The organism is Novosphingobium mangrovi, assembly GCF_022818885.1.
Taxonomy (GTDB): domain Bacteria; phylum Pseudomonadota; class Alphaproteobacteria; order Sphingomonadales; family Sphingomonadaceae; genus Novosphingobium; species Novosphingobium mangrovi.
The window spans coordinates 127,265-153,602 of the sequence record NZ_JALHAT010000006.1; the positions used below are offsets into that span (position 1 = coordinate 127,265).

General features: G+C 66.3%; 25 protein-coding genes. 15 read left to right on the plus strand and 10 right to left on the minus strand.

The features are described 5' to 3' along the window. From MTR65_RS06575 to MTR65_RS06585, 3 genes are all read left to right on the plus strand, one after another. Entirely contained in the window at positions 1-480 is a 480-nt protein-coding gene (locus tag MTR65_RS06575; protein WP_226638072.1) for a disulfide bond formation protein B, read from the plus strand. Positions 481-485: 5 nt separating this feature from the next. Beyond that, a complete protein-coding gene (locus tag MTR65_RS06580; protein WP_243798357.1) occupies positions 486-1,028 on the plus strand; it encodes a demethoxyubiquinone hydroxylase family protein in 543 nt (180 codons plus the stop codon). Between the two features lie 130 nt (positions 1,029-1,158). Next, positions 1,159-1,710, plus strand: a complete 552-nt coding sequence (locus MTR65_RS06585) for a hypothetical protein (protein WP_243798463.1) — start codon at positions 1,159-1,161, stop codon at positions 1,708-1,710. A 216-nt stretch (positions 1,711-1,926) separates the two neighbouring features. Here the strand turns inward: MTR65_RS06585 and fabI are convergent, their stop codons facing one another. From fabI to MTR65_RS06605, 4 genes are all read right to left on the minus strand, one after another. Beyond that, positions 1,927-2,730 carry an enoyl-ACP reductase FabI gene (gene fabI / locus MTR65_RS06590; RefSeq protein WP_039389971.1) on the minus strand — a complete coding sequence of 268 codons (804 nt, stop codon included), beginning with the start codon at positions 2,728-2,730 and terminating at the stop codon, positions 1,927-1,929. Then, entirely contained in the window at positions 2,727-3,731 is a 1,005-nt protein-coding gene (locus MTR65_RS06595) for a YihY/virulence factor BrkB family protein (RefSeq protein WP_327194320.1), read from the minus strand. Before MTR65_RS06595 ends, fabI begins: the two co-directional genes overlap by 4 nt. An 87-nt stretch (positions 3,732-3,818) precedes the next feature. Further along, the gene (locus MTR65_RS06600) at positions 3,819-4,460 is read right to left on the minus strand and encodes a glutathione S-transferase family protein (RefSeq protein WP_243798360.1); all 642 of its coding nucleotides are present in this window, start codon (positions 4,458-4,460) and stop codon (positions 3,819-3,821) included. 54 nt (positions 4,461-4,514) lie between these two features. Continuing rightward, positions 4,515-5,516, minus strand: a complete 1,002-nt coding sequence (locus MTR65_RS06605; RefSeq protein WP_243798363.1) for an NAD(P)H-quinone oxidoreductase — start codon at positions 5,514-5,516, stop codon at positions 4,515-4,517. Here MTR65_RS06605 and MTR65_RS20235 point away from each other — a divergent pair. From MTR65_RS20235 to MTR65_RS06635, 6 genes are all read left to right on the plus strand, one after another. Next, positions 5,515-5,892 (plus strand): DUF1192 domain-containing protein, encoded by a 378-nt coding sequence (locus tag MTR65_RS20235; RefSeq protein WP_327194321.1) that lies wholly within the window; start codon positions 5,515-5,517, stop codon positions 5,890-5,892. The genes MTR65_RS06605 and MTR65_RS20235 overlap by 2 nt on opposite strands. 137 nt (positions 5,893-6,029) lie before the next feature. Continuing rightward, positions 6,030-8,426, plus strand: coding sequence for an ATP-dependent Clp protease ATP-binding subunit ClpA (gene clpA / locus MTR65_RS06615; RefSeq protein WP_243798366.1), 2,397 nt, complete (start codon positions 6,030-6,032; stop codon positions 8,424-8,426). 168 nt (positions 8,427-8,594) lie between these two features. Further along, positions 8,595-9,536, plus strand: coding sequence for a formylglycine-generating enzyme family protein (locus MTR65_RS06620; RefSeq protein ID WP_243798368.1), 942 nt, complete (start codon positions 8,595-8,597; stop codon positions 9,534-9,536). A gap of 156 nt (positions 9,537-9,692) precedes the next feature. Further along, entirely contained in the window at positions 9,693-10,763 is a 1,071-nt protein-coding gene (locus tag MTR65_RS06625; protein WP_268739282.1) for a ligase-associated DNA damage response exonuclease, read from the plus strand. 1 nt (position 10,764) lies between these two features. After that, positions 10,765-12,375 (plus strand): cisplatin damage response ATP-dependent DNA ligase, encoded by a 1,611-nt coding sequence (locus tag MTR65_RS06630; RefSeq protein WP_243798371.1) that lies wholly within the window; start codon positions 10,765-10,767, stop codon positions 12,373-12,375. Positions 12,376-12,672: 297 nt separating this feature from the next. Further along, positions 12,673-13,056, plus strand: coding sequence for a group II truncated hemoglobin (locus tag MTR65_RS06635; RefSeq protein WP_052322344.1), 384 nt, complete (start codon positions 12,673-12,675; stop codon positions 13,054-13,056). A gap of 16 nt (positions 13,057-13,072) precedes the next feature. Here the strand turns inward: MTR65_RS06635 and MTR65_RS06640 are convergent, their stop codons facing one another. From MTR65_RS06640 to MTR65_RS20240, 6 genes are all read right to left on the minus strand, one after another. Beyond that, a complete protein-coding gene (locus tag MTR65_RS06640) occupies positions 13,073-13,354 on the minus strand; it encodes a DUF167 domain-containing protein (RefSeq protein ID WP_243798373.1) in 282 nt (93 codons plus the stop codon). A gap of 6 nt (positions 13,355-13,360) precedes the next feature. Further along, positions 13,361-13,924: a gamma carbonic anhydrase family protein gene (locus MTR65_RS06645; protein ID WP_243798375.1), complete on the minus strand. Its 564-nt coding sequence runs from the start codon at positions 13,922-13,924 to the stop codon at positions 13,361-13,363. Then, on the minus strand, positions 13,921-16,152 hold the full coding sequence (locus tag MTR65_RS06650) for a fused MFS/spermidine synthase (RefSeq protein WP_243798378.1): 2,232 nt from the start codon (positions 16,150-16,152) through the stop codon (positions 13,921-13,923). The genes MTR65_RS06645 and MTR65_RS06650 overlap by 4 nt, the downstream gene beginning before the upstream one ends. Further along, entirely contained in the window at positions 16,149-16,715 is a 567-nt protein-coding gene (locus MTR65_RS06655) for a GNAT family N-acetyltransferase (RefSeq protein WP_243798380.1), read from the minus strand. The genes MTR65_RS06650 and MTR65_RS06655 overlap by 4 nt, the downstream gene beginning before the upstream one ends. A gap of 19 nt (positions 16,716-16,734) precedes the next feature. Next, positions 16,735-17,724, minus strand: coding sequence for a porphobilinogen synthase (hemB, locus tag MTR65_RS06660; protein ID WP_039389951.1), 990 nt, complete (start codon positions 17,722-17,724; stop codon positions 16,735-16,737). A gap of 226 nt (positions 17,725-17,950) precedes the next feature. After that, complete coding sequence (locus MTR65_RS20240; protein ID WP_243798383.1) at positions 17,951-19,555, minus strand: peptidoglycan DD-metalloendopeptidase family protein; 1,605 nt, start codon at positions 19,553-19,555, stop codon at positions 17,951-17,953. Positions 19,556-19,773: 218 nt separating this feature from the next. Between MTR65_RS20240 and MTR65_RS06670 the strand changes: the two genes are divergently transcribed. The 6 genes from MTR65_RS06670 to MTR65_RS06695 all read left to right on the plus strand — a co-directional run bounded on the left by MTR65_RS06670 (position 19,774) and on the right by MTR65_RS06695 (position 26,132). Beyond that, positions 19,774-22,683, plus strand: a complete 2,910-nt coding sequence (locus MTR65_RS06670) for a helicase-related protein (RefSeq protein ID WP_419145033.1) — start codon at positions 19,774-19,776, stop codon at positions 22,681-22,683. Positions 22,684-22,718: 35 nt separating this feature from the next. Beyond that, a complete protein-coding gene (locus MTR65_RS06675) occupies positions 22,719-23,036 on the plus strand; it encodes an RNA-binding S4 domain-containing protein (RefSeq protein ID WP_243798387.1) in 318 nt (105 codons plus the stop codon). Further along, complete coding sequence (fdxA, locus tag MTR65_RS06680; RefSeq protein WP_039389942.1) at positions 23,033-23,371, plus strand: ferredoxin FdxA; 339 nt, start codon at positions 23,033-23,035, stop codon at positions 23,369-23,371. Before MTR65_RS06675 ends, fdxA begins: the two co-directional genes overlap by 4 nt. Before the next feature lie 401 nt (positions 23,372-23,772). Continuing rightward, complete coding sequence (locus tag MTR65_RS06685) at positions 23,773-24,306, plus strand: CarD family transcriptional regulator (RefSeq protein WP_039389939.1); 534 nt, start codon at positions 23,773-23,775, stop codon at positions 24,304-24,306. A 92-nt stretch (positions 24,307-24,398) separates the two neighbouring features. Then, on the plus strand, positions 24,399-24,749 hold the full coding sequence (locus MTR65_RS06690; RefSeq protein ID WP_243798389.1) for a hypothetical protein: 351 nt from the start codon (positions 24,399-24,401) through the stop codon (positions 24,747-24,749). Between the two features lie 42 nt (positions 24,750-24,791). Continuing rightward, the gene (locus tag MTR65_RS06695; protein ID WP_243798391.1) at positions 24,792-26,132 is read left to right on the plus strand and encodes an anti-phage deoxyguanosine triphosphatase; all 1,341 of its coding nucleotides are present in this window, start codon (positions 24,792-24,794) and stop codon (positions 26,130-26,132) included. The last annotated feature ends 206 nt before the right edge of the window (positions 26,133-26,338 follow it).

A 26,338-nucleotide genomic window follows, 5' to 3' on the forward strand; every position in this document is an offset into this window, starting at 1 on the left:
ATGAGCGTTCCCGTCCCTGCCCCGGTGCGCGCCGCACGCGCCCTCGCCTTCCTCGTGCCCGCAGGGCTGCTTGGGGGCGCCTACATCAGCCAGTACGTCTTCGGGCTCTACCCTTGCGAGATGTGCTGGTGGCAGCGTTACCCGCACTTCTTCGCGCTGGCCCTCGCCGCCCTCGCCTTCGCGCGCGCGCCGGTCCGCCCGCTTGTTGCCGTGGCCGCGCTGGCGATCCTCACCTCCGGCCTGATCGGCGCGTTCCACGCAGGGGTCGAGCTGGGCTGGTGGGAAGGCGTGACGTCCTGCGCGACGACGGCAGCGGGCGGTGGCAACCCGCTCGATGCGATCATGGCCGCCCCCGTGATCCGCTGCGACGTCGTGCAGTTCAGCTTCCTCGGCGTCTCGATGGCGGGCTGGAACTTCCTCATCTCGACCGCCTCGGCGCTCGCCATCCTTTTCCTGATCGGCTTTGGCAGAAAGGCCTGAACGACATGACTTCTCCCTCCCGCCGGGCGCTGGCCCGCGAAGCGCTGAGCGACCGCATGATCCGCGTGGACCAGGCTGGCGAGTATGGCGCGGTACGCATCTATGCCGGGCAGATGGCCGTCATGGGCAACCGCACGGCGCTCTCGCAGGAAGTCGTGCACATGGCCGAGCAGGAAGAGGTGCACCGCGAGCGCTTCGACGCGTTCATCGCCGAGCGCGGCGTGCGTCCGACTCTCCTGCAGCCTGTCTGGAAGGTCGCGGGCTTTGCGCTGGGCGCTGGCACCGCGCTGATCGGTCCGGAAGCGGCCATGGCCTGCACCGCCGCAATCGAGACCGAGATCGACAAGCACTACACCGAACAGCTCGACGAACTGGGCGAGGATGACCCGGAACTGGGCGCAGCAATCCGCCAGTTCCGCGACGAGGAGCGCGAGCACCGCGATACCGCGCTGGCCTCGGGCGCGGAGAAGGCCCCCGCCTATCCGCTCCTGTTCAACGCGATCCGCATGGGTTGCCGCGCGGCGATCAAGCTCTCGGAACGAATCTGAACGCGCCTGCATTTCCGGTCAGGAGAGAGGAATGGAACTCGCCCCGTCCGTCGGGGTGTCGTTCCCCGTCCTTGCCGGGTATAGAACGAGAATGGCGGAGCCCATCCGCCGCAAACTGGAGTTCGAGACGATGACCCGCCTTCTGACCGCCGCTGCAGCGCTTGCCACCCTGGGCGCAGGGCTCTCCCTCGGCGCCGTCCCCGCCGCCGCGCAGGACGAAGGCGGCGACCGCGTGAACCAGGTCATCGTCTATGGCGAGGACCCCTGCCCGCAGTCCTCCGACGCCGAGATCACCGTCTGCGCGCGCAAGCCCGAGGAAGAGCGCTACCGCATTCCCGCCCCGCTGCGCGGTGTCGACAACCCCACCTCGCAAGCCTGGACCAACCGCGTCGAGGCCTACGAGACGGTCGGCGCGTTCGGCACGCTGAGCTGCTCGCCGGTGGGCCCCGCCGGCCAGGAAGGCTGCACCCAGCAGCTCATCAACCGCGCCGCCTCGGAACGCGACAACGGCAGCGACGTGCGCTTCTCCGAACTGATCGCCGAGGAACGCGCCAAGCGCCTCTCGACCATCGATTCCGATGCGCAAGCGCAGCAGGAACGTGTCGAGGAAGCCGAAGAAGCCTACTTCGCCCGCCAGCGCGCGCAGGAAGAGGCCGAGGACGGCGAAACGCCGCAGCCGTAAGAAGGAAGGAAGTTTTCCGAGGGCCATCGCCCTCGGGCTCCCCAAACTGTCGACCTCACCTTTCGCCCGCCACCTTGGCTGAGAACCGTGAGGTCGCCGATTCCGGGGTCAAGCGGCCGATGGCCCCTTGAATCATCTCTTCTACATCTCAAGCCACGAAAAAGGGGCCGGAACATCGCCGTTCCGGCCCCCTTTTTCGTGTGCTTGGTACCGGCCTTAGCTGAGCGCGATGTCGGGCGCGTCCTCCTGCTTCATGCCGACCAGGTGGTAGCCCGAGTCGACGTGGTGAACTTCACCGGTCACGCCCGAGGACAGGTCCGAAAGCAGGTACAGGCCCGCGCCGCCCACATCATCAATGGTGGTGTTGCGGCGCAGCGGCGAGTTCAGCTCGTTCCACTTGAGAATGTAGCGGAAGTCACCGATGCCGCTCGCAGCCAGCGTCTTGACCGGTCCGGCCGAAATCGCGTTGACGCGAATGCCCTTGGGGCCAAGATCGTTGGCGAGATACTGCACCGAGGTCTCGAGCGCGGCCTTGGCCACACCCATGACGTTGTAGTGCGGAACGACCTTTTCCGCGCCGTAGTAGGTCAACGTCAGGATCGAGCCGCCTTCCGACATCATCGGCATCGCGCGCTTGGTGACGGCGACCAGGCTGTAGGCCGAGATGTTCATCGTCATCAGGAAGTTATCGAGGCTGGTATCGTAATAGTGGCCCCGCAGCTCGCTCTTGTCCGAGAAGCCGATGGCGTGCACCACGAAGTCGATGGTCTCCCAGCGCTCGGCGAGCGTGGCAAAGGCGGTGTCGAGCGCGTCCATGCTCGACACGTCGCAATCGATCAGGAAGTCGCTGCCCAGGCTCTCGGCCAGCGGCTTCACACGCTTGAGCAGGGCATCGCCCTGGTAGGAAAAGGCGAGCTCGGCGCCCTGTTCGTGCAGCTTCCTGGCAATACCCCAGGCCAGCGACTTGTCATTGGCGAGGCCCATGATCAGGCCGCGTTTACCCTGCATCAGACCGGTCATTCGTTGTCTTCCCGTGTTTCGTTGTCGCGTGCACCATCGGTGCGCGCGCCTGAATCGCCCCTGTCTCGATCTTCGGGCGATTCCGCAAGTGCTGCATTCAATTCCGCCCCGACGACCATCCCTAAGCCGACCAGCCAGAAAAAGAAAAGTGCGATCATCACCCCGGCGAGGCTTCCATAGGTGAGATCGTAGACGAAAAAGTTGCGCAGAACGCGCGGGAGCGCCCAGGCCACGAGCAGCCACCATCCGGTGACAAGCGCGGCACCCGGCCACTTGGGATATTCGCGCGCCTGATAGCGACCCGGCGTCAGAAGGTAAATAAGCCCGTAGATCGAGCCGAACAGGGTCAGCGCGCTGACGCTGCGGGTCACGAGAATCCGGTCAAGGACCCCGTCGAGCCGGGGGAACAGGATCGCGACGATCTCCTGCATCGCGCTGATGAGCACCTGCGAGGAGAGCGAGACGAGCAAAAGCAGCACCGAGCCGAAGATGAGTCCCGTCGAATAGAGACGATAGTGCCAGTAGGCCCGGCTCTTGGGGCTACCGTAGGCGCGGTAGAGAATATCGCGGATCGTCTCGATGAGGCTGGTCGCGGTCCACAGGCCGAACAGGCCGCCCACCCACAGCAGCCAGCCATGGCGCGCGGCCACCACGTCGCGCGCGACAGGGGCGAGAACCTCGGAGACGCGCGGGGGCATGGCCAGAAGCACCGTGTCGATCGAGGCATCGAGCCGCCCGGCCTCGCCCAGCACCGAGAAGATCGCGGCCAGGCAGATGAAGAAGGGAAAGAGCGCCAGCAGCGTCATGTAGGCGAGGTTTCCGGCGTGGATGAACCCGTCGTTCCACGCCCCCGTCAGCACCCGGCTTGCGATCGCGAAACTACGCGTGCCGGGCCCCGCACGCCGGCGCAAGGTCGCGGCTAGGCCCGGATCGGCAGCCTGGCCAGCCTGCGTCCGGTCCGTTCGCGGGCGCCCATGGTGTGTCGGGGGGTCGGTTTTCACGCCCACTTGATAGGGACGGAAAGCCCCGTATTCAAACCCGATTGCACATTATGCACGCCATGCCATGCGGCGCGCCGGCATCCAGGATCAGGGCGCGTCCATGGCGACGAAACCCGGGAGAGCGGCGACGCGGTGCAGCCAGGCGCAGATCGCCGGGTAATCGGAAAGCCGAAAACCGCCCGCCTCGGCGACATGGGTATAGGCGAACAGGATAATGTCGGCGAGCGAGACCGCCTCGCCCACGAACCAGTCACGCGTGGCCAGATGCTCGTTCATCTGGCGCAGGGCCTCCTCGCCGCCCGCGCGCTTCATCAAGATCTGCTCACGCTGCTGGGGCGCCAGATTGGCTTCGCCTACGTAGAGCAGCCAGAAGCGCAGCGTCGCGATGTTGGGCTCGTGGCTGTACTGTTCAAAGAACATCCAGCGCAGCATCTCCGCGCGCGCGAAACGGTCCTCGGGGATCAGCCCTACCCCATCGGCGCCCTCGGCCCCGTCGGCCAGATACCAGCAGGCCGCGTTGCTCTCGGGCAGGAAACGCGTGCCCACCTGCAGAACCGGAATGCGCCCATGGGCATTGATCTTGCTTAGAAAATCAGGCGTTCGGGTCTCGCCCCGCAGGATGTCGTAGTCGATCCGCTGTAGCGGCAGGCCCAGCAGGGCGGCGGTCAGCCGAATCTTGTAGCAATTGCCGCTACGGGGATCCTCGTGGAGAACCAGTTCTTCGCGCATGGCGCATCCTTTCCCGATTCGGGTCCTTGGCCCGCAGATCCCGGCCGATGGTCCTCAGACCTCCAGGACGATCTTTCCAACGTGCCCGCCCTCTTCCATGTGGCGGTGCGCTGCGGCGGCTTCAGCCAATGCGAAGCGGCGATCCATGACGGGCCGCAGCTCGCCCGAAGCCACCAGCGGCCAGACCTGGGCCCGCAGTTCCTGGGTCAGCAGCGCCTTGAACGTGTCCGAGCGCGCACGCAGCGTCGAGCCGGTCAGAGTGTAGCGCCGCATCATCACGATTCCCATGTTGATCTGCGCTTTGGCCCCGCCCTGGATGGCAATGGTGACGTGGCGCCCGTCCATCGCGAGGCATTTGAGGTTGCGCGGCACGTAATCACCCGCGACCATGTCGAGCACGACATCAACGCCGCGCCCCTGCGTGATCGCCTTGACCTCCTCGACGAAGTCGCTGGCCTTGTAATCGATGGCATGGTGTGCCCCGATTTCCTTGGCCCGCGCGCACTTCTCGGGCGAGCCGCAGGTGACGATCACGGTCAGGCCGAACAGGCGTCCCAGACGCGTCGCCATCGACCCGATGCCGCTGGTCCCGCCATGGACGAGAAGCGTCTCCCCCTCGCGGGCATGGCCGCGTTCAAAGACGTTGTGCCACACGGTAAACAGCGTTTCGGGAAGCGCGGCGGCCTCCTCCATCGCCAGCCCCTCAGGCACCGGCAGGCAGTGGTCGGCGCGCGCCAGGCAATAGGTGGCATAGCCTCCCCCGCCCACCAGCGCGCAGACCGCATCGCCGACGGCCCAGTCGGTCACGCCCTCGCCCAGCGCCACGATCCGACCCGAAACCTCGAGCCCGGGAAGCGGCGAAGCGCCCGGCGGTGCGGGGTAATTGCCCTGCCGCTGGACCACGTCGGGCCGGTTGACCCCGGCAAAGGCGACTTCGATGAGGACCTCGCCGGGCACCGCCTCGGGGACGGGCACGGTCATGCTCTGGAGAACTTCAGGACCGCCGGGCGATTCGAATCCCACCGCGGTCATCGTCTTGGGCAAAAGGGAAATCATGGGCTTCGTGTTGCCACATTCCCATAGACCTTGGGAACAGTTTTCGAAGGCATTGACACGGGCCCGTCATGGTCCGATGCTGCTGGCAATGGACGACGACGAGCGACCTCGCCCCCCGGCGTCCGAACAGAAGTTCGGCGCGGCCAGTCTCCTCTCCCAAGAGAGTCTGGACAGCTACTCGCTTGATGAACTCGACGGTCGTAAAGCGCTCTTGGAAAACGAGATTTCGCGGATCACCGCGCACCGTGCACAGGCGGCCTCGCATCGTATCGCCGCCGAAGCGCTCTTTGGAAAATCCCCTGCCTCCGCAACGCCCCCGGCAACGGCGGGCGACGGTCCCGGCACACCGCCCGATCCATTCAGGCCGCAATCATGAATGCCGCCTCAGGATCAAGATCGGTTGCACAACGCGACCTCGTAAGCGTCCTGAGACTGCCTATATTGAATTTGCAACGACGATCCATCACCCTTCACCCGCAAGAGGAGCTATCCTCCAACTGGAAAGAGTCCTAAATGCCCAGTTTCGCCCAAAGCCTTGAAAAGACCCTGCATTCGGCCCTGTCCCATGCGTCGGAGCGCAGCCACGAATACGCGACGCTCGAGCACCTGCTGCTCGCGCTGATCGACGACACCGACGCGGCGCAGGTCATGCAGGCATGCGGCGTGGACCTCGGCGACCTGGGCGATGTGGTACGCCAGTACCTCGACCAGGAATACCAGTCGCTCAAGACCGAGGACAAGGGTGACCCCTCGCCCACGGCCGGGTTCCAGCGCGTGATCCAGCGCGCGATCCTCCACGTCCAGTCCTCGGGCAAGGACACCGTGACCGGCGCCAACGTGCTGGTCGCCCTGTTCTCCGAGCGTGACAGCTATGCGGTCTATTTCCTGCAGCAGCAGGACATGAGCCGTCTCGACGCGGTGAGCTACATCAGCCACGGCATCGGCAAGGGCGGCAAGCGCATCGAGGACCGCAGCGCCAAGGGCACCGAGGACGCCGCGCCCCAGCCCGAGGAAAAGGCCGAAACCAAGTCCGCCAACAAGAAGGACTCCGCGCTCGACCAGTTCTGCGTCAACCTCAACGACAAGGCGCTGAACGGCAAGGTCGACCCGCTGATCGGCCGCGGCCCGGAAGTGGACCGCACGATCCAGATCCTGTGCCGCCGCTCCAAGAACAACCCGCTCTACGTCGGCGATCCGGGCGTGGGCAAGACGGCCATCGCCGAAGGCCTGGCGCGCAAGATCGTCGAGGACGAGGTCCCCGAGGTCCTCTCCGAGGCGGTGATCTATTCGCTCGACATGGGCTCGCTGCTGGCGGGCACGCGCTACCGCGGCGACTTCGAGGAACGCCTGAAGCAAGTCGTCTCCGAACTGGAGAAGATGCCCCACGCGATCCTCTTCATCGACGAGATCCACACCGTGATCGGTGCCGGCGCGACCAGCGGCGGCGCGATGGATGCCAGCAACCTCCTGAAGCCCGCGCTGTCAGGCGGCACGATCCGCTGCATCGGCTCGACCACCTACAAGGAATTCCGCAACCACTTCGAGAAGGACCGCGCCCTGCTGCGCCGGTTCCAGAAGATCGACGTGAACGAGCCCACGGTGGAAGACACGATCAAGATCCTCAAGGGTCTGCGCTCGGCCTTCGAGGACCACCACAAGGTCAAGTACACCCCCGACGCGATCAAGACCGCGGTCGAGCTTTCGGCGCGTTACATCAACGACCGCAAGCTGCCCGACAAGGCGATCGACGTGATCGACGAGGTGGGCGCTATGCAAATGCTCGTCCCGCCCAGCCGCCGCAAGAAGACGATCGGCGCGCGTGAAATCGAGCAGGTCATCGCGACGATGGCGCGCATCCCGCCCAAGTCGGTGTCGAAGGACGACAAGAAGGCGCTCGAGAACCTCGAACGTGACCTGAAGCGCGTCGTCTTCGGCCAGGACAAGGCCATCGACGTCCTTTCGACCGCGATGAAGCTCAGCCGTGCGGGCCTGCGCGATCCGGACAAGCCGATCGGCTCGTTCCTGTTCTCGGGCCCCACCGGCGTCGGCAAGACCGAAGTTGCCAAGCAGCTGGCCTCGATCATGGGCATTCCGATGCAGCGCTTCGACATGTCCGAGTACATGGAGCGCCATTCGGTCTCGCGCCTGATCGGTGCGCCTCCGGGCTATGTCGGCTTCGACCAGGGTGGCCTCCTCACCGATGCCATCGACCAGCAGCCGCACTGCGTGCTCCTCCTCGACGAAATCGAGAAGGCACACCCGGACCTGTTCAACATCCTCCTGCAGGTGATGGACAACGGCAAGCTGACCGACCACCACGGCAAGACCGTCGACTTCCGCAACGTGGTCCTCATCATGACCACCAACGCGGGCGCTTCGGACATGGCGCGCAACGGCATCGGCTTTGGCGATATCTCGAAGGCGGACGCGGGCGAGGAAGCGGTCAAGAACCTCTTCACCCCCGAATTCCGCAACCGTCTCGATGCCATCGTGCCCTTCGCCTACCTCGCCAAGGACACCATCAGCCGCGTCGTCGACAAGTTCATCCTCCAGCTCGAACTCCAGCTGGCGGACCAGAACGTCCACATCCAGTTCGACGCGGATGCCCGCGCCTGGCTGGGCGACAAGGGCTATGACCGCCTCTACGGCGCGCGTCCGATGGGCCGCGTGATTCAGGAGAAGGTCAAGCAGCCGCTCGCCGAGGAACTGCTCTTCGGCAAGCTCGCCCACGGCGGCGAGGTCCACGTGACGGTGAAGGACGCAAGCAGCCTCAACTTCGAGCTGACCCCGTCCGCGCCCAAGGTCTCCAAGACCCGCAAGCGCAAGCCGGCCGCGAAGAAGGTGCCGCCCAAGACGACCGATCCGGACTCCTCGGCCGATCCCAAGCCCGAGGCCAGCTCGGACGACTGATCCGGCCGGGATTACCCGGTTCGCAACGCAACACGAAGAGCCCGGCCTCCCGCGAGGTCGGGCTCTTCTGCGTGCCGGGGCCTATCCGCGAGGCGATCACTCCCACCCGTTCGGGCCGTCCCCCGCCCAATGCCCATAGCCTGCCCCCACACGACCAACGGGGGAACCATGCACATTTCCAAGATCCTGATCGCCGGTACTGCACTTGCAGGCACGGCCCTGTCCCAGCCGGCCTTGGCCGGGGAAAGCGACCCTGCCGACATGGTGGCGATTCCCGCCGGGACATTCCTGATGGGCTCGACCAAGGCCGAGACCGACGCCGAACAGGCCCTCACCCACCACACCGGCCTTGCCGTCGACGATGATTTCGCGCCGCGCGAAAAGCCCCAGCACGAAGTGCGCGTGCCCGCCTTCGAGATCGCTGCCACCATGGTGACACGCGGCCAGTTCGCCCGCTTCGTCGCGGCGACCGGTTACACCGCAAAGGGCTGCTACGCATACCTCGGCACCAGGTACGGCATGCGCGAGGACGCCGACTGGCAGTCGATCGGCTTCCCCCAGTCCGACCAGCACCCGGTCACCTGCGTCAACTACGACGATGCCAGCGCTTACGTCTCCTGGCTCTCGCAGGAAACGGGCACGCAGTATCGCCTGCCGACCGAGGCCGAATTCGAATACGCCACCCGTGCAGGCACCACGACCTCGCGCTACTGGGGCGATGACATCACCCTGCAGTGCGCCTACGCCAACGGCGCGGACATCACCGTGCAGCAACGCGACAGCGACTGGATCACGGCCCAGTGCCATGACGACTACTACGGCCCCTCCCCTGTCGCGACCTTCGCGCCCAATGCCTGGGGCCTCTACGACATGATCGGCAATCTCTACCAGCTGGTCGAGGACTGCTGGCACGACACCTACGAAGGCGCCCCCAGCGACGGCAGCGCCTGGACCGATGGCGCAAAGGACGGCTCGGCCTGCGAAATGCACCCGATCCGTGGCGGCTCGCACAGCCCGCACCCGGGCTCGATGCGCTCGGCCAGCCGCGTGATGACCAACGCGACCCGTTCGGCCTTCGTGGGCTTCCGGGTGGCGCGTTCGGTGGATTGAGAAGGAGGCAGTCAAGGTTTTCCGAGGGCCATCGCCCTCGGGCTCCCAAAACTGTCTACCTCACCTCTCTCGCACCGCCTTGGCCGAGAAAGGTGACGTCGCCCATTTGGGGGTCAAGGGGCGATGGCCCCTTGGATAGGTTCTTCCTCTTCTCCCATGTCCGAGAATCCCGACCTGAAGGGAACAAGCGCGCGCGCCTTCCATTGTGATCGAGTGGCGCGCGCGTTTTCCTGGATACGCCCCGAACCCTGGGGGATTCACGTCGTTCCGGCCGACTGCTGGATCGACCCGGCACGGGCGGTCGACCGGGCCCTGGTCACGCATGGCCACGCCGACCACGCCCGCGGCGGCCATGGGCAGACCTATGCCACACCCGAGACTCTCGCGATCATGAAGTTGCGCTACGCAACTTCGGACGGCGCGGTGCCGGTGGCGTACCACGAGACGATCACGCTTCCCGGCGGGGTAAAGGCAACCTGGATTCCGGCCGGACACGTCCTTGGCTCGGCGCAGATCCTGCTTGAACACGCGGGCGAACGGATTCTCGTCACCGGCGATTTCAAACGGCGCGCCGATCCGACCTGCCCGCCTTTTGAAGTCACGCCCTGCGATGTCTTCATTACCGAGGCAACCTTCGGTCTGCCGGTCTTCCGCCATCCCCCCACACAGCACGAGATTGCCAAGCTGACCGATGCCCTGGCCGCGGAGCCGGAGCGCTGCGTGCTGGTAGGCGCCTACGCGCTGGGCAAGGCGCAGCGGGTGATCGCCGAACTGCGCGAGGCGGGCCATGCCCAGACCATCTGGCTCCACGGCGCGCTGGAGAAGATGTGCCGCCTTTACGAGGATTTCGGCGTCGATCTGGGCCCCTTGTCCCTCGTCAGTGAGGCGCCCTCGAAGGAGGCCATGGCGGGCCATGCCGTGCTCGCCCCGCCGTCCGCTCTCAACGACCGCTGGAGCCGTCGCCTGCCCGATCCGCGGACCGCGATGGCCTCGGGCTGGATGCGGGTGCGCCAGCGCGCCCGCCAGCGCGGCGTGGAGCTGCCCCTCATCATCTCCGACCATGCCGACTGGGACGAGCTCACCCGCACCGTCACCGAAGTTGCTCCACGTGAAACATGGATCACCCACGGCCGCGAGGAAGCCATGCTGCGCTGGTGCGAACTGCACCAGAAGAAGGCCCGCGCGCTGGCCCTTGTGGGCTACGAGGACGAAGGGGGCGACGACTGACATGGAAGCCTTCGCCGCGCTCCTCGACACGCTGGTCTATACCCGCAGCCGCAACGCCAAGATCGCCGCCCTCGCACGCTACCTGCGCGACACGCCCGATCCCGACCGGGGCTATGCGCTGGCCGCCTTGTCCGACGGCCTCGACTTTACGGCGGTCAAGGGCAGTACGATCCGCGCGCTGATGCGCGAACGGGTCGATCCCGAACTCTGGACTCTCAGCCGTGACTACGTGGGTGACAGCGCCGAAACGGCCAGCCTGCTCTGGCCTGAACCGGAGCAGGTTCTTGGCCCGCCTCCGACGGTTGCCGAGGCCGTCGACGCACTGGCCGCGATGACACGCTCCACGGTCGCAAGCGAACTTCCCGCCCTGCTCGACCGGCTCGATGCCGAAGGCCGCTATGCACTCCTCAAGCTGGCTACCGGCGCAATGCGCATCGGCATCTCCGCGCGCCTTGCCAAGACCGCTTTCGCGCAAGCCTTCGATGTGGGAATCGAGGACGTGGAGGAGCACTGGCACGGGCAATCGCCCCCCTATACCGCCCTGTTCGACTGGGCCGCCCACGGCGCGGCCCCGCCCGACACCGAGAACCTGCCCCTCTTCCGCCCTTTCATGCTCGCCCATGCCTTCGAGGCCGACGACCTCGACCTCGACGCCTACGTGGCCGAATGGAAATGGGACGGTATCCGCGTGCAGGCAGTCCATGCCCCCGGCGAGAGCGGGACAGGCGAAAGCCGGCTCTACTCACGTTCGGGCGACGATATTTCGGCGAGCTTCCCAGAGATCCCGGCCGCTCTCGACGTGCCTTGTGTCCTGGATGGCGAACTGCTCGTGCGCGGGGAGGCGCAAGGCGGCAAGGAGGGCGGCGCGGCCAGCTTCAACGCGCTGCAACAGCGGCTCGGGCGCAAGACCGTCTCGAAGAAGATGCTCCGGGAGGCGCCTGCCTTCGTGCGGCTCTACGATGTCCTCCAGATTGATGGCGAGGACCTGCGCCCCCTGCCTTGGGCGCGGCGCCGCGAGGCCCTGGAATCGCTGCTGCACCGGCTCGACCCGGAACGCTTCGACCTCTCGCGCCTGATCGACGTGCCCGGCTTTACCGAACTCGCCGCCCTGCGCGAGAACGCCCGCGACGCCGCCATCGAAGGCGTCATGCTCAAACGGCGCGACAGCCCGTACGTCGCGGGCCGCAAGACCGGCCTGTGGTACAAGTGGAAGCGCGATCCCCTGCTGATCGACTGCGTGCTGATGTACGCCCAGCGCGGGTCGGGCAAACGCTCCTCGTTCTATTCCGATTTCACCTTCGGTTGCTGGGACGGCGATCCCGACGGTGAGGGCCAGTTGCTGCCCGTCGGCAAGGCCTACTTCGGCTTCACCGATGCCGAACTGAAGGAGCTCGACCGCCACGTGCGCCAGCACACGGTCAACCGCTTCGGACCCGTACGCGAGACCGACAAGTCGCTGGTTTTCGAGGTCGCCTTCGACTCGGTTCACGCAAGCGCCCGCCACAAGTCGGGCCTCGCCATGCGTTTTCCGCGCATCCACCGCATCCGCTCGGACAAGCCCGCACACGAGGCCGACCGGATCGAATCTCTGAGAGCCTTGATACGGGACTGAAGAAGCAAGTGCCTTTTCAAGGGGCCATTGCCCCTTGACCCCGGAATCGGCGACCTCACCTCACTCGGCCAAGGCAGCTGGCTAGAGGTGAGCCAGACGGTATTGGGAGCCCGAGGGCGATGGCCCTCGGACCTGTCTCTTTACTTTTTCCAATTGACCAACATCAAGTTCGGCTTGGCCCTGCACGTGTACTCTCACACCATCCCGCACGCTGCCTGCAAAGGATGTCGCTCCGTGTCTGCTACTGCTCCGAATGCCGAAGCTCCCGCGCCCGAGACCCCGCGCACGCCCTTCTACATGCTGGGCGGCATGCCGGTGTTTGAGGCCATCGCCCAGCGCTTCTACGATCTGATGGACGAGGACCCGGCCTACGCCGAACTGCGCGCGATGCATGCCGCCGATCTCTCACCCATGCGCGAATCCCTGCCCCAGTTCCTCGCCGGATGGGCGGGCGGCCCGCGCGACTGGTTCGAGGCGCACCCGGACCGCTGCATGATGAGCATTCACAAGCCGTTTCGCATCACCGCTTCGGCCGCGGACCAGTGGGCAGGCGCCATGCAGCGCGCGATTGCCGATGTCGCGCCCGAGCCCAAGCGCATCGCCGATGCCATGGGCGAGATTCTGGCCGACCTGTGCGCGGCCATGGCCGTACGCCCGCCGCAGAACCCCGTCACGTCGTAAGGCCGGGACGTCCCGTCTAGCGCTCCAAGCGAAACTGCTTCTCGCGCGAAGTTGCGCCGCGCACCAATTCCAGCCGCGAGGGCGCCACCCGCAGCGCGCTTGCCAGAAGCGCGCGCACCGCCTCGTTCGCCTTGCCCCCTTCGGGCTTGGCCCGGACCTTGGCGAGAAGCCGCCCGGATTCGATGGTCAGCCCCTCCCCCTTGGCACCGGGAGTCACGCGCACGGCAAGACGGCCCTCGGCATCGACCAGAGCTTCGACATCCTCCGCCTCGGGCAGATCGAGCTTGGGCCGCGCCATGGCGGGTCAGGCGCCGCGCAGCGCGGCGGCGTGATCCTTCGCGTTCTGCACGTAGCCGCGCACTCCGGCCTGGTTGGCCGCCTTGGTCGCCTCGTCGAGATCGCGGGCGAACTTCGCCGGACGGCCCATCCAGAGCTGCCCTGCCCCGATGCGCTTGCCCGTCAGCATCGCGCCGCCCGCCAGCATGCCGTCACTCTCGATCACGCTGCCGTCCATGACCACCGCGCCCAGGCCCACGAAGGCGCGGTCCTCCAGCGTGCAGCCGTGGAGCATGGCCATGTGGCCGATCAGGCAGTCCGCGCCGATGATCGTCGCGTGGCCCTCGGGGCGTTGCGGCTTGGGGCTGTCACAATGGATGACGGTGCCGTCCTGGATGTTGGTGCGCGCGCCGATCACGATCCGATTCACATCGCCGCGGATCACGCAGTTGTACCAGATCGAGGCCTCGGGGCCGATCTCGACATCGCCGACGATGCGGCAGCCGGGCGCGATGAAGGCGCTCTCGTGAATCCGGGGTGCCTTGCCGTGGATCGCGGCGATTGTGATGTCGGGGCGGGAAATCTCGGTCATGGCGTTCCTGTCAGCTGGGACCAACGGATATAGGGCAGGATCGAGGCGTGGTCATCCGTCCATGGGGCCCCTTGCGCCTCGGGCAGCGCGGTCCAGTCCATGGCGGGGCGCTGCGCGGCAAGGTCATCGAGGATCTGCTCGCTGCGCGAGAGCGCGATCCAGCGCGAGGGGGTGTAGCGTTCGCGGTCCTGCGGGAGGTCCAACCGCGATTTCGCCGCCAATCCTGCATCCTTCGCCAGCGCGGCGAGCACCGGGTCGAGGTCGATGTAGCGGTTGGAGATATGGACCAGCAGCACGCCGTGCTCCGACAGCGCGCGGGTGTAGACCGCCAGCGCCTCGCGAGTGAGGAGGTGGAGCGGGATCGAATCTGAGGAAAACGCATCGATCACCAGCGCATCGAAGCGCCCTTGCTCCACGTCCTCCAGCTTCAAGCGGGCATCGCCGATCACAACCTGCGCGCCGGGCGTGCAGTCTCTCAGAAACGTGAAGGTCCCATCGGTCGAATAGCGCCGGATCACCGGGTCGATCTCGTAGAAGGTCCAGTCCTGGCCCGGATGCGCAAGGCACGCAAGCGAACCGGTGCCCAGGCCCACCACCCCGACATGGGCCCCCGGTCCGTAGAGCCGGGGCAACGCCCTCAGTCCGAGCCCGACACCGGAACCGGGTCCATAATAGGTGAGCGCCTCGTGGGCCTGAGCGGGATCGAGAGACTGCTTGCCATGAAGCGTGGTCCCATGAGCGAGCGTCCGCATCCGCTGCTCGGGATAGTCGCGCAAGGTGTAGATACCGAAATAGCTGCGCGTGCGTTCCCCGCGCCAGGACGAGAGGACCGTCCAGGCCCCGCCCTGCCCGATCATCGCGATCAGCACGAGTGCGGTGAAGGCGGCGCGCGAGGCCATCAGGAGAACTCCGATACCCACGAGGAACACGGTCAGGAGCACGCTCCAGATGCCCGCCGCCGGATCGACCACCAGGTCCTTGAGCTGCCAGGCCAGGAAGATGGCCAGCGCCAGCAGGATATTCTGCGCCAGAAGCGCCATGCCCGGCTCGATATCGTCCCTCTCCCGCCAGCCGAGCAGCGGGCGCAGCGGCATGAGCAGAGCTGCGGCGAGCACCAGCAGGGGATGCTCCCAGCTCCAGTCGAAGATCATGGGGGCGACCAGCGCCGTGAACAGACCGCCCAGCGCCCCACCTGCCGACTGGACGAGGTAGAACTGGGTCAGCCGCTCCGGCCCCGGGCGCAGATCGTAAAGGCGCGTGTGGAGCGCGACGGCAACGCAGAACAGGAGCAGGCACGAAAGCGCCACCGCGCCCAGACCGCCAATGCCGTTCGAGGCCATCGCATAGCCACCACCCAGCACCACCACGACCGGCGCGAGCCGTGAAATCAGGCGGGCAGGTGCGCGCCGGTCCGCAAAGGCGACAGTAAAGCTCAAGAGGTAGAGGCCGAGCGGGATCACCCAGAGCAGCGGCGCAGCGAAGATATCGGTGGTCAGATGCGTCGTTGTCGAGAGCATGAGCCCGGAGGGCACCGCGGCCAGCGCCAGCCACACGGCAATGCGCCGCGCCGAGGGGGCTGATGCCTGCGCACCATCCTCACCAAAGCCCCGTTCACGCCCCGCGCGCGCGCGCCGCACATAGACGCAGGCCAGCACGCACAGGACAAGGAGGCCATAGCCAAGAGCCCAACCAAGGCTCTGCGCCTGAAGCGAAAGCAGCGGCTCGGCCAGTAGGGGATAGGCGAGAAGTCCGCCGAAACTTCCCAGGTTCGAGGCCGCGTAGAGGGCCCAGGGCTGCCCGGCCTCGGGATCGGCGGCAAACCAGCGCTGGATGAGGGGCGCCTGCGCGGAAACGGCAAAGAACACCGGCCCGACACTTAGCCCCAGCAGCAGCGGCACCCAGAGCACCTCGCGCCCCTCGGGCGCCGGGGGAAGATCGACAAGACCGATGGGCAGAGTCAGTCCGGCCAGCACCAGCAGGCCGCCGTGAATCCACCCTTGCGTGCGCAATTCAAAACGCCCCAGCCAATGCGCATAGGCATAGCCGCCCAGAAGCAGCGCCTGGTAGACCAGCATCGCGCTGTTCCAGACATTGGGAGCCCCTCCCAGCAAGGGCAGCGCCATGCGCGCCACCATCGGCTGGACCAGGAACAGCAGGAAACTGCCGACAAGGATCGTGACGAGGAAGAGGATTCGGTCGCTATGGGCGCGGCGCGGCGTGGAACTCATGCCGGGGCAACGCCCGGCCGCGCCGAATGGTCCCCCCGCGCCAGGCGATAGGTGACATGCGGGCACAGCGGGCTGTAGTGCGGGACATCGGGATGCGCGAAATCCAGGTCAGGCTGATACGTCATGCCCAGACGCTCCATCACCGCCCGGCTGCGCACGTTTCCCACACTGGTGATCGCGTAGAGCGCATCATCGCCAAGGTTGGCGAAGGCCCAGTCCCGGCTTGCCCGCGCGGCTTCGCTGGCATAGCCCTGCCCCCAGCAATCGGCCGCCAGCCGCCAGCCCAGCTCCGCCTTGCCCGCCACCGGCCCGGTGCGCCCCCGGATGAGCCCGCACCAACCGATAAGACGTGCATCCTCACCGTGTTCCACCGCCCAGAAGCAGTGACCATGCTCGGCCTGCATGGCCTCCATCCGGGCGATGGCCGCAGCCGTCTCGTCCCGTGTCAGAGGCGTGCCGAGCGTCGCCATCACGAGGGAATCGCTGCAGATCGCATGAAATGCCGCGAGATCACGCGTGGCGTCCCAGGCCCGCAGGACCAGCCGCTCGGTCCGGATCGGCAAGTCCCCCATGTGCCCGCGATCAGCCGTTGAGCAGGCGCGCGGCGTGCACCGCGTGGTAGGTCAGGATTCCCGAACAGCCCGCACGCTTGAAGGCCAGCAGAGTCTCGAGCACCAGCGCATCGCGGTCCCCAGCACCTGCCGCCACCGCCGCCTCGATCATCGCGTATTCGCCCGAGACCTGGTAGGCGAAGACCGGAACCTCGAAGGCCTCCTTCACCCGGCGTACGATGTCGAGGTAGGGCAGGCCCGGCTTCACCATCACGCTGTCCGCGCCCTCGGCCAGGTCCAGTTCGACCTCGCGCAGCGCTTCCTCGGTGTTGGCCGGGTCCATCTGGTAGGTCTTCTTGTCCCCCTTCAGAAGCCCGCGCGAGCCCACCGCATCGCGGAACGGACCATAGAACGCCGAAGCGTACTTGGCCGCGTAGGACATGATCTGGACGTTGATGTGCCCCTCGGCCTCGAGCGCGGCGCGGATCGCCTCGATGCGCCCGTCCATCATGTCCGAGGGGGCGATGATGTCGGCGCCCGCACGCGCCTGGTTGAGGGCCTGGCCGACCAGCGCCTCGACCGTATCGTCGTTGAGGACATAGCCCTCGGCATCGATCAGGCCGTCCTGCCCATGGTCGGTATAGGGATCGAGCGCGACATCGGTGAGAAGACCGATCGAATCCCCGCACGCCTCGCGGATCGCGCGGATCGCACGGCACATGAGATTGTCGGGGTTGAGCGCTTCCTCGCCCTTGGCGCTGCGGCGCTCGGGCTGGGTGTTGGGGAAGAGGGCAAGGCACGGAATGCCCAGTTCCACCGCTTCTTTCGCCCGCTCGACCAGGAGGTCGACCGACCAGCGCGACACGCCGGGAAGCGATGCAATCGGCTCTTCTACACCCTCGCCGTCGGTGACGAAGACCGGCCAGATGAGATCGGCAGGCGTGAGAATGGTCTCGCGATGGAGCGCCCGGCTCCAGGCAGTAGCCCGCGCGCGGCGCAGACGGGTGTGCGGATAGGTCATGGGCGCAGGAGATGCCGCAATTCGCAAGGCAATTCAATTGCCCTCACCGGCACCGGCTTCCAATCAAATGCAAGGCAAGAAGGACACTCCGAGGGCCATCGCCCTCGGGCTCCCCAAACTATCGACCTCTGGGTTCTCGCACCGCCTTGGCCAAGAAAGGTGAGGTCGCCCATTCCGGGGTCAAGGGGCGATGGCCCCTTGAATCAAACTCCTATTTCTCTTGCCTTCATCCAACCTGCTGCGGCGCCAGCCGGTCAATCTCACGCACTGTGTCTGCCTCGGCATCAGGAGGCGGTGCGATATCGGCAAGCGCCGCGCCCGGTTCGAGCGTGAGCAGGTTCTGCAGGCGCGTCTCGAAGGCGGCGCGTTCGCGCTTGTCGAGCTGCGGGCTGGCGAGAATCTTGAGCCCCGCCGGGTTGATCGTGCGCCCGCCGCGGTACGCTTCGAGGTGGAGGTGGGGCCCCGTCGAAAGACCCGTCGAGCCGACATAGCCGATCACCTCGCCCGCCTTCACGCGCTCCCCGCGCTTCACCGCGATCCGGCTCATATGGCCATAGCCCGTGGCAAGACCGCCCGAATGCTCCAGCCGCACGTAGTTGCCGTGCCCACCGTGGCGCCCGGAAAAGCTGACCCGGCCCGCCGCCACCGCGTGAATCGGTGTGCCGTGCCGCGCGCCGTAGTCGATCCCGGCGTGCATGCGCTTGTAGCCCAGGATCGGGTGGCGGCGCATGCCGTAGTTCGAGGTGACCCGTCCGGCGACCGGCGCGCCGATGGGCACCTCGCGCGCCTTGCCCGCCGTATCGGCCGCCAGCATCTGGCCGTCCTCGCCCCAGCGCAGGAGCTGGAGGCGCTTCTTGCCCCCATGCGCGATCCCCGCATAGAGCAGGTCCCCCAGCTTGCGATCGCCCTTGGCCGAGCGCTTGTAGGCAAGGATCATGTCGAACTCGTCGTCCGAGCCAATGTCGCTGTCGAGGCTGATGTACTTGTCGATGGCGCGCAGGTACGCCTGAATCGCGGCCACGGGGGCGCCGGCGGCACGCGCCGAGCGGTAGAGGCTGGAGCCGACCTTGCCGCGAATGCGCAAGGGGGTCGCATCGACGTGAATGGGATGGCGCACCAGCCGCAGCGGCCCCTGCGTGTCCCCCTCCCCGCGCTCGACCGAAAGATCGAGATCGAAGCGCGCCCGGAAACTGAGCGATTCCAGAACGCGCGGGGAGCGCGGCCCCGGCCGCTGGCCCAGCGTGATGTCGAACTGCGTTCCGGATTCGATTTCAGAGGGCGGCAACGTGCCTTCGATCAGATTCTCGACTTCGGCCACATCGAGCGCACCGACACCGGCCCGGCCAAGCATGCGCGAGAGACTGTCGCCGCGCCCCAGCGTGGAGACGAGATCGATGCGCGGACGCTCGGGCACGCTGGCCAGCGGGCGCACCAGCGGACTGGCGCCCATATGCCGTCCGCTGTCCCCGCCCAGCGCGAGCGGGGCTATGGTCTGGCTGCGGAACTCGTCGCGCACGCGCTCTTCAAGCGGGGTGAACGTCGCGGCTTCCACCGCAGAGAAATCGGGCCAGAATGCAAAGGCGACCGCGCCGAGACCCACCAGTGTCGCAAGGCCACGAAACCAGCGGCGGCTGCCGATGTCGCTGGCAAGATCCGGGGCAAGATCGACCTGCTGGCACCAGGCCTCGACGCTCGCGCGCAGACCACCGCGTGCGCTTCTGGCGCCAGCCCTCTCCGCACCGATCATCTGGTCATGCGACAGACTGGCAGGCGTGCGCGTATCGTGCGCTTCGTCCTGCGATCCCCTGCCATGGCCCTTGAACACCCGCACCGTCCCTTGTTGCCTTGCGTCGATTGACCCGAAAGGCACCACCCCATGTGGCGCCTGTGTGGCGCTTTACGCCGAAATCCGCGAAGCGTCGTGCCTGCCCAAGGTTAATTCCAGCCTTACATTGTGGATTATAACCGGCATTGGGGGCGAGACGCCTCTTGCGAGCGGTAAGCGGCAGTGCCACACTTGACCCCATAATGCTTACCCCCCCACCTGCGATGGTGCGCAAAGACACCTCAGACGGGGTGAAGGCGGTCCTGGGACCGACCAACACCGGCAAGACCCACCTGGCGATCGAAAGGCTGTGCGCGCATTCCAGCGGCATGATCGGCTTTCCGCTGCGCCTGCTCGCGCGCGAGGTCTATGACCGGGTGTGCAAGATCAAGGGCGAGTCCAACGTCGCCCTCATCACCGGCGAAGAGCGGATCGAGCCGAAGAACGCACGCTATCTCCTGTGCACCGTCGAAGCGATGCCGGTGACCGACCGCCAGACCGCCTTCGTCGCCATCGACGAGGCGCAGCTGGGCGCGGACCGCGAACGCGGCCATGTCTTCACCGACCGCCTGCTTCACGCGCGCGGGCGCGAGGAAACGATGATCCTGGGCTCCTCGGCGCTCGAGCCGATGGTGAAGGCCCTGATCCCGGGTGTCGAGGTCATCACCCGCCCGCGTTTCTCCACGCTCAGCCACGTCGCCCCCAAGAAGCTCAGCCGGGTGCCCCCGCGCAGCGCCATCGTCGCCTTCTCGGTCGAGCAGGTCTATGCGCTTGCCGAAATGCTGCGGCGTTTCCGAGGTGGTGCGGCCGTCGTCATGGGCGCGCTCAGTCCGCAGACCCGCAACGCGCAGGTCGAACTCTACCAATCGGGCGAGGTCGACTACCTCGTCGCCACCGATGCGGTGGGCATGGGCCTCAATCTCGACGTCCAGCATGTCGCGTTTGCCGGACTCGCCAAGTACGATGGCCAGCGCCACAGGCGCCTGACCTCCGCCGAAATGGCGCAGATTGCCGGGCGCGCCGGGCGCCACCAGACCGACGGCACCTTCGGCACGCTCGCAGGCATGCACCGGGGCGGGCGCGGCGGCGAGGAGATCGAATTCGAGCCCGAGGAAGTCTACGCGATCGAGGAGCACCGCTTCCCGCCGCAGACCAAGTTGTTCTGGCGCGATCCGGAACCACGCTTCGACAGCCTCGACACGCTCATCGCCGACCTGGAGACGCCGCCCGATCGCCCCGAACTGCGCCTGGCGCCCGAAGCCATCGACCTCGCCGTCCTCAAGCGTCTCGCCGAGGACCCGGAGATCGTCGATTCGGTGCGCGGCCGCGCCCGGGTCGAGCGTTTCTGGGACGTGTGCCGCCTGCCCGATTTTCGCCAGCAGGGCACCGAGACCCATTCGCGCTTCGTCGCGCGGCTGTGGCAGGACCTGCGCCATGGCGAACTCGGCGCGGATTTCGTCGCCCAGCAGATCGCCCATCTCGACCGCACCGGCGGCGAAATCGACACGCTTCAGGGGCGGATTGCCGCAATCCGATCCTGGGCCTATATCGCGCAGCGACCCGACTGGGTGCTCGCACGCGATGAGATGGCCGCGCGGGCACGCGCGGTCGAAGCCCGGCTTTCCGATGCCCTGCACGGCAAGCTTACCGAACGTTTTATTAATCGCAGGACTGCGCTGCTCATGAAAAAACTGGGACCGGACACAGGGTTGCTCTCTGTACGGCTCGAAGACGAAGAAGTTCTGGTCGAGGGCGAGCATATCGGCTCGCTGCGAGGCTTTGCCTTCCAGATCGACCCGCAAACCCGTCTGACCGACCGCAAGCTCCTGCTTTCGGCCGCCGAAAAGCACCTGCCCGGCCTTCTCGAAGCCCGTGCAGCCGAGCTGACCAAGGCGATTCACGAAGGAACGGCCACGCTCGAGCTGACCGGCACTGCGATCACCTGGGACGGTGAGCCGCTGGGCGCGCTCGGCGCCGGGCGCAGCCTGCTCGCGCCCGTGTTCGTGCCCGATCGCCTGCTCGATGCGATTCCGGCTCCCGCGCGCAAGGACCTCGTCGCCGCGCTCGAGGTCTGGCTTGAAAAGCAGCTCGAACCGCTCGCCCCGCTGGGCAAGCTGGAAGAAGCGAGCCGCTCGGAAGAAGCTGGGCCGGACCTTCGCGCTCTTCTCATTCTTCTCATCGAACGCGGCGGGATTCTCGCACGCGAGCAGTCGGGCCTTGAAAAGCTCGACAAGGAACGCCGCACGATGCTGGCGCGCCTGGGTGTGCGTGTCGGCGCGCTCGACCTGTTCGTGCCCGCCATGCTGCGTCCGCGCCCGATCAACCTGTGGCGCGAACTGGCCCGCCTCGCCGGCAAGGCCCCGCGCGGCGGCACCCCTGACGAGACGATGCCCCCGGCCCTGGCCGCCGGCAAGCGCGACCGCCTGCCCGGCTACCGCAGTCTCGGCAAGCAGCTGATCCGCATCGACATGGCCGAAAAGCTCCTGCGCGAAGCGCACACCCAGCGCGAGGAGGCCGCCAAGGCCCCGACCCCGCCTGCGGCGACCACGGAGGCTCCGAGCGAAACGGCGGCAAGGCCCGCGCAAGACCAGCCCGACACCGCCGACGTGCAGACCTCGGCCGACACCGCGGCGCCCGCTGGCGATACGGCTGCGGAGGCTGCGGAGGCTCCGGCCGAAGCCATCACCGAGGCACCAGCCAAGGATGTCCCCCAGGCCACCGAAGCAAAGGGCGGCAAGGGTAAGGGCAAGGCCAAGGGCAAAGATCGCGGCCGCGACAAGGGCCGGGGCCGGGGCCCGCGTCCCAGCTTCCCGCTCGATCCCGCCCGCGCCATCTCGATGGGCCTGACGCCCGAGAGCTACGAGCGCCTGCTGCGTCTGGGCGGCTTCCAGCCGGTCGAACCGCGCGGCAAGCCCGCCAGGGACGACAAGGCACCTGAGGCTCCGATCGAGGGCGAGACCGCTGCGGCCGAGACGGCAACGGCCAAGACCGATGCCGCGCAGGGACCTGCTCCCACCCAGCGCTGGACCTGGCGCCCTCCCCGCCGCCAGGCGCCCCAGCAGGCGCCCTCCAGGCGTCCCACCCGCCCGCGTGAAGGCAATGCCTTTGCCGCGCTTGCGGACATGGTGCGCTAAGCGCGATGCGCGTCGGCTGACCCGGACCGAGCCCGGTGCGCGTCGACAAGCTGCTCTGGTTCCTGCGCCTCGCCAAGACACGGGCGGTGGCGCAGGACCTTGCACACGACGGGCACATGCGGCTCAACGGTCGGCGCATCGAACGCGCCCATCAGAACATCGCCCCGGGCGACATCCTGACCCTGCCGATAGGCAGAAACGTGCGCGTGATAGAAATTCTTGCCCTCCCCAACCGCCGTGGACCCGCTCCCGAAGCCCAGGCGTGTTACAGAGTGCTTGACGTCAACCCGACTCATCCCGTAGCGGCTCCACCTTCAGCCGTAAGTCTCTCAAAAAGGATTTCGCCGTCATGACCTACGTCGTCACCGACGCCTGCATTGCCTGCAAGTACACGGATTGCGTCGAGGTTTGCCCGGTCGACTGCTTCTATGAAGGCGAGAACATGCTCGTCATCAATCCTTCCGAGTGCATCGACTGCGGCGTGTGCGAACCGGAATGCCCGGCCGAGGCGATCATCCCCGACACCGAGAGCGGTGTGGAGCAGTGGATCGAGCTCAACGCCAAGTACTCGGCCGAGTGGCCCAACCTCACCACCAAGAAGGACGCGCCCGACAACGCGGACGAAATGAAGGACGTCCAGAACAAGCTGGAAACGCACTTCTCGCCCGAGCCCGGCGAAGGCGACTGATCCCGCCCAATGCCTGAGGGCCCGCAGGACAGGACTTTTCTGTCCGAATGGGCCCGACAGCAAATAGCGCTAAAATAAATGGGCGAGGATAGACGCCCGGAAACGCAGGCGAATCTGCCTGTTCGCGTCTCGAATCGGGACCACACAGGAGGCTAGCGCAGGAATCCTGCGGCTACCACTGGATATTTTGTCACATCGGTGCTATATAATACGGCAACTGCCCGAGTCTTCCACTCGTCCGGCAGAGATTTTTCATGACGAGGCAGGGTTCGAAAACAAGCGGTAAGAGCGTGATCTGACCGGTCGGCGAAAGGCATTCGTGCCACAGGTCGCAGCCTACCGGGACACCGACTCTCACCGCCTGTTTGCTCGCATCCACCCTGCAGGTGAAAGGACGATACATGGCAACCAAGGCCGATGCCTTCGATGTTGGAGATTACGTCGTTTATCCCAAGCACGGCGTAGGCCGTGTGATCGAGTTGCAGAAGCAGGAAATTGCCGGGATGCAGCTCGAACTCTACGTGCTGCGTTTCGAAAAGGAGCGCATGACGCTCCGCGTTCCGGTGAACAAGGTGGAATCGATCGGCATGCGCAAGCTGTCGTCCGACAAGACCCTGCGTGAAGCTCTCGACACGCTCAAGGGCAAGCCCAAGGTAAAGCGCACCATGTGGTCGCGCCGCGCCCAGGAGTACGAAGCCAAGATCAATTCGGGCGATCTCGTCTCGATCGCGGAAGTTACGCGCGACCTGTTCCGCGCCGACGACCAGCCCGAGCAGAGCTACTCCGAACGTCAGATCTTCGAAGCCGCTTCCTCGCGCCTCGCGCGCGAACTGGCCGCGATGGAAAAGACCGACGAACCGGCCGCGCTCAAGAAGATCCTCGCGATCCTCAACGAGCACGCTCCCAAGTACTACGACACGGCCGAAACCGCCTAAGCGCGTTTCACCGTTTCCGACAGGATGAAGGGCCGCTTCGCCGCAAGGTGACGCGGCCCTTTCCCTTTGCCGCTTGCGAAGAGCCTGCGGGCATGAGACCTCTTGGCGCGATGTCTCGCACCTTGCGCCCTGCCCCTCTGCTGGCCCTGGCCCTGCTTCCTGTCCTGGGAGGCTGTATTGCCAAGACCGCGGTCGACGTGGCGACGCTGCCCGTACGCGCGGCGAGCCAAGGGGTGGACTGGGCCACCACCAGCCAGTCCGAGGCCGACGAGAAGCGTGGGCGCGCGATGCGCGAGCACGAGGAAAAGCTGCGCGACCTCCAGCGCCGCTACGAAAAGCACCTGCGCAAGTGCGACGAGGGAAGCCAGAGCGCCTGCCTCGATGCGCGCGACGATTACGCGCAGATGCAGATCCTCCAAGCCCCCCAGAACCGGCCATATTGACGCTGCGGCACGCGGGTGGAATACCCCTCCCATGGTGACGAGATGAGCTGGTACGAGAGGCGCGAATCCTGGTCCGCGCAGAACGAGGACGCGCGCGAGGACGGCGATATTGATTACGCACGCGTCGTCCATTCCGCCTCGTTCCGACGGCTCCAGGGCAAGACCCAGATCCTCAATCTGGGCGACAGCGACTTCTACCGAACCCGCCTCACCCATTCGCTCGAAGTGGCGCAGATCGCCGGTGGCCTCGCCCGCCAGCTCGCCAAGAGCTTCCCCGATCATCCGGCGACTACGCACCTGCCGGACCGCAGCCTCATCCACGCCATCGGCTGCACCCACGACTTCGGCCACCCGCCTTTCGGACATGGCGGCGAGGTCGCGCTCAACTACTGCATGCGCCGCCACGGCGGCTTCGAGGGCAACGGACAGACCTTACGTATCCTGGCCCGGCTCGAGAGCTTCTCAGCGAACGCCGGGGCCAATCTCAGCCGCCGCACGATGCTGGGCGTCCTGAAGTACCCGGCCGCGTTCTCGCAGGCGGCAAACCCTTATCTGGAGCCGCGTCTGCTCGACAGCCCCAGCACCCTTCGCGTGCTCGATTCCCGTCATTGCAAACCGCCCAAGGCCTACCTCGACTGCGAACAGGACGTGGTGGACTGGATTCTCGCCCCCCTCACCCACCACGAGCGCGAGGCCTTCACCGAAATCGAAGCGCGCCCCGGCAAGCACGCGAAGACACTGCACAAGAGTCTCGACTGTTCGATCATGGATCTTGCCGATGACATTGCCTACGGCGTCCACGATCTGGAGGATGCCATCGCGCTTGGCCTTGTCGCGCGCGAGCGCTTCGCCAAGGCGCTGGAAAGCGCCAGCGCGCCCTTCCTCGATGCCCTCAAGGAAAAGTACCCCGGCGAAAGCGAAAACGATGTCTTCTCGCGCATGGTGGAAGGCCTGTTCGGCGAGGATGAAGGCACCCGCAAGCGCTACATCAGCCGCCTCGTCCACCACTTCCTGACCGGCGCCAAATATCACGAAGAAACCGCCTTCGACGAACCGCTGCTGCGCTGGCGGGTGCGCCTGGAAGGCCCCCGCCGCGCGTTTCTCGATGCGCTCCAGGCCTTCATCGTGAAGGACGTCATCGCCAGCCCCGAAGTCCAGCACCTGGAGTTCAAGGGGCAGGCCATGGTCGTCGCCGTCTTCGAGGCACTCGCCGCCGATCCGACCCGCCTGCTCCCGAAGGCCGCTCTAAACCGCTACGAAGCCTCCTCAGGCGATATCCGGGTCATCTGCGACCACGTGGCCGCCATGACCGACACGCACCTCCTGAAGACCTATGAGAGGCTTTTCAGCCCGCGCATGGGTTCCGTGTTCGACCGGCTTTGACGGGGCTCGGGAAGAGGGAAGAGGGACATTCCGAGGGCCATCGCGCACGGGTACCTGCACGCCGATTGTGGGGAGAGCGGTGTGTTCACCTGGATGATTGAGGGGCTTTGTCCCTCCAAATTCCTTCACACCCACTAACGGGTGCAAAGCTGCGCCATCCCGACTCGACTGGGCTCTCCGATTCCGGGAGCCCGAGGGCGATGGCC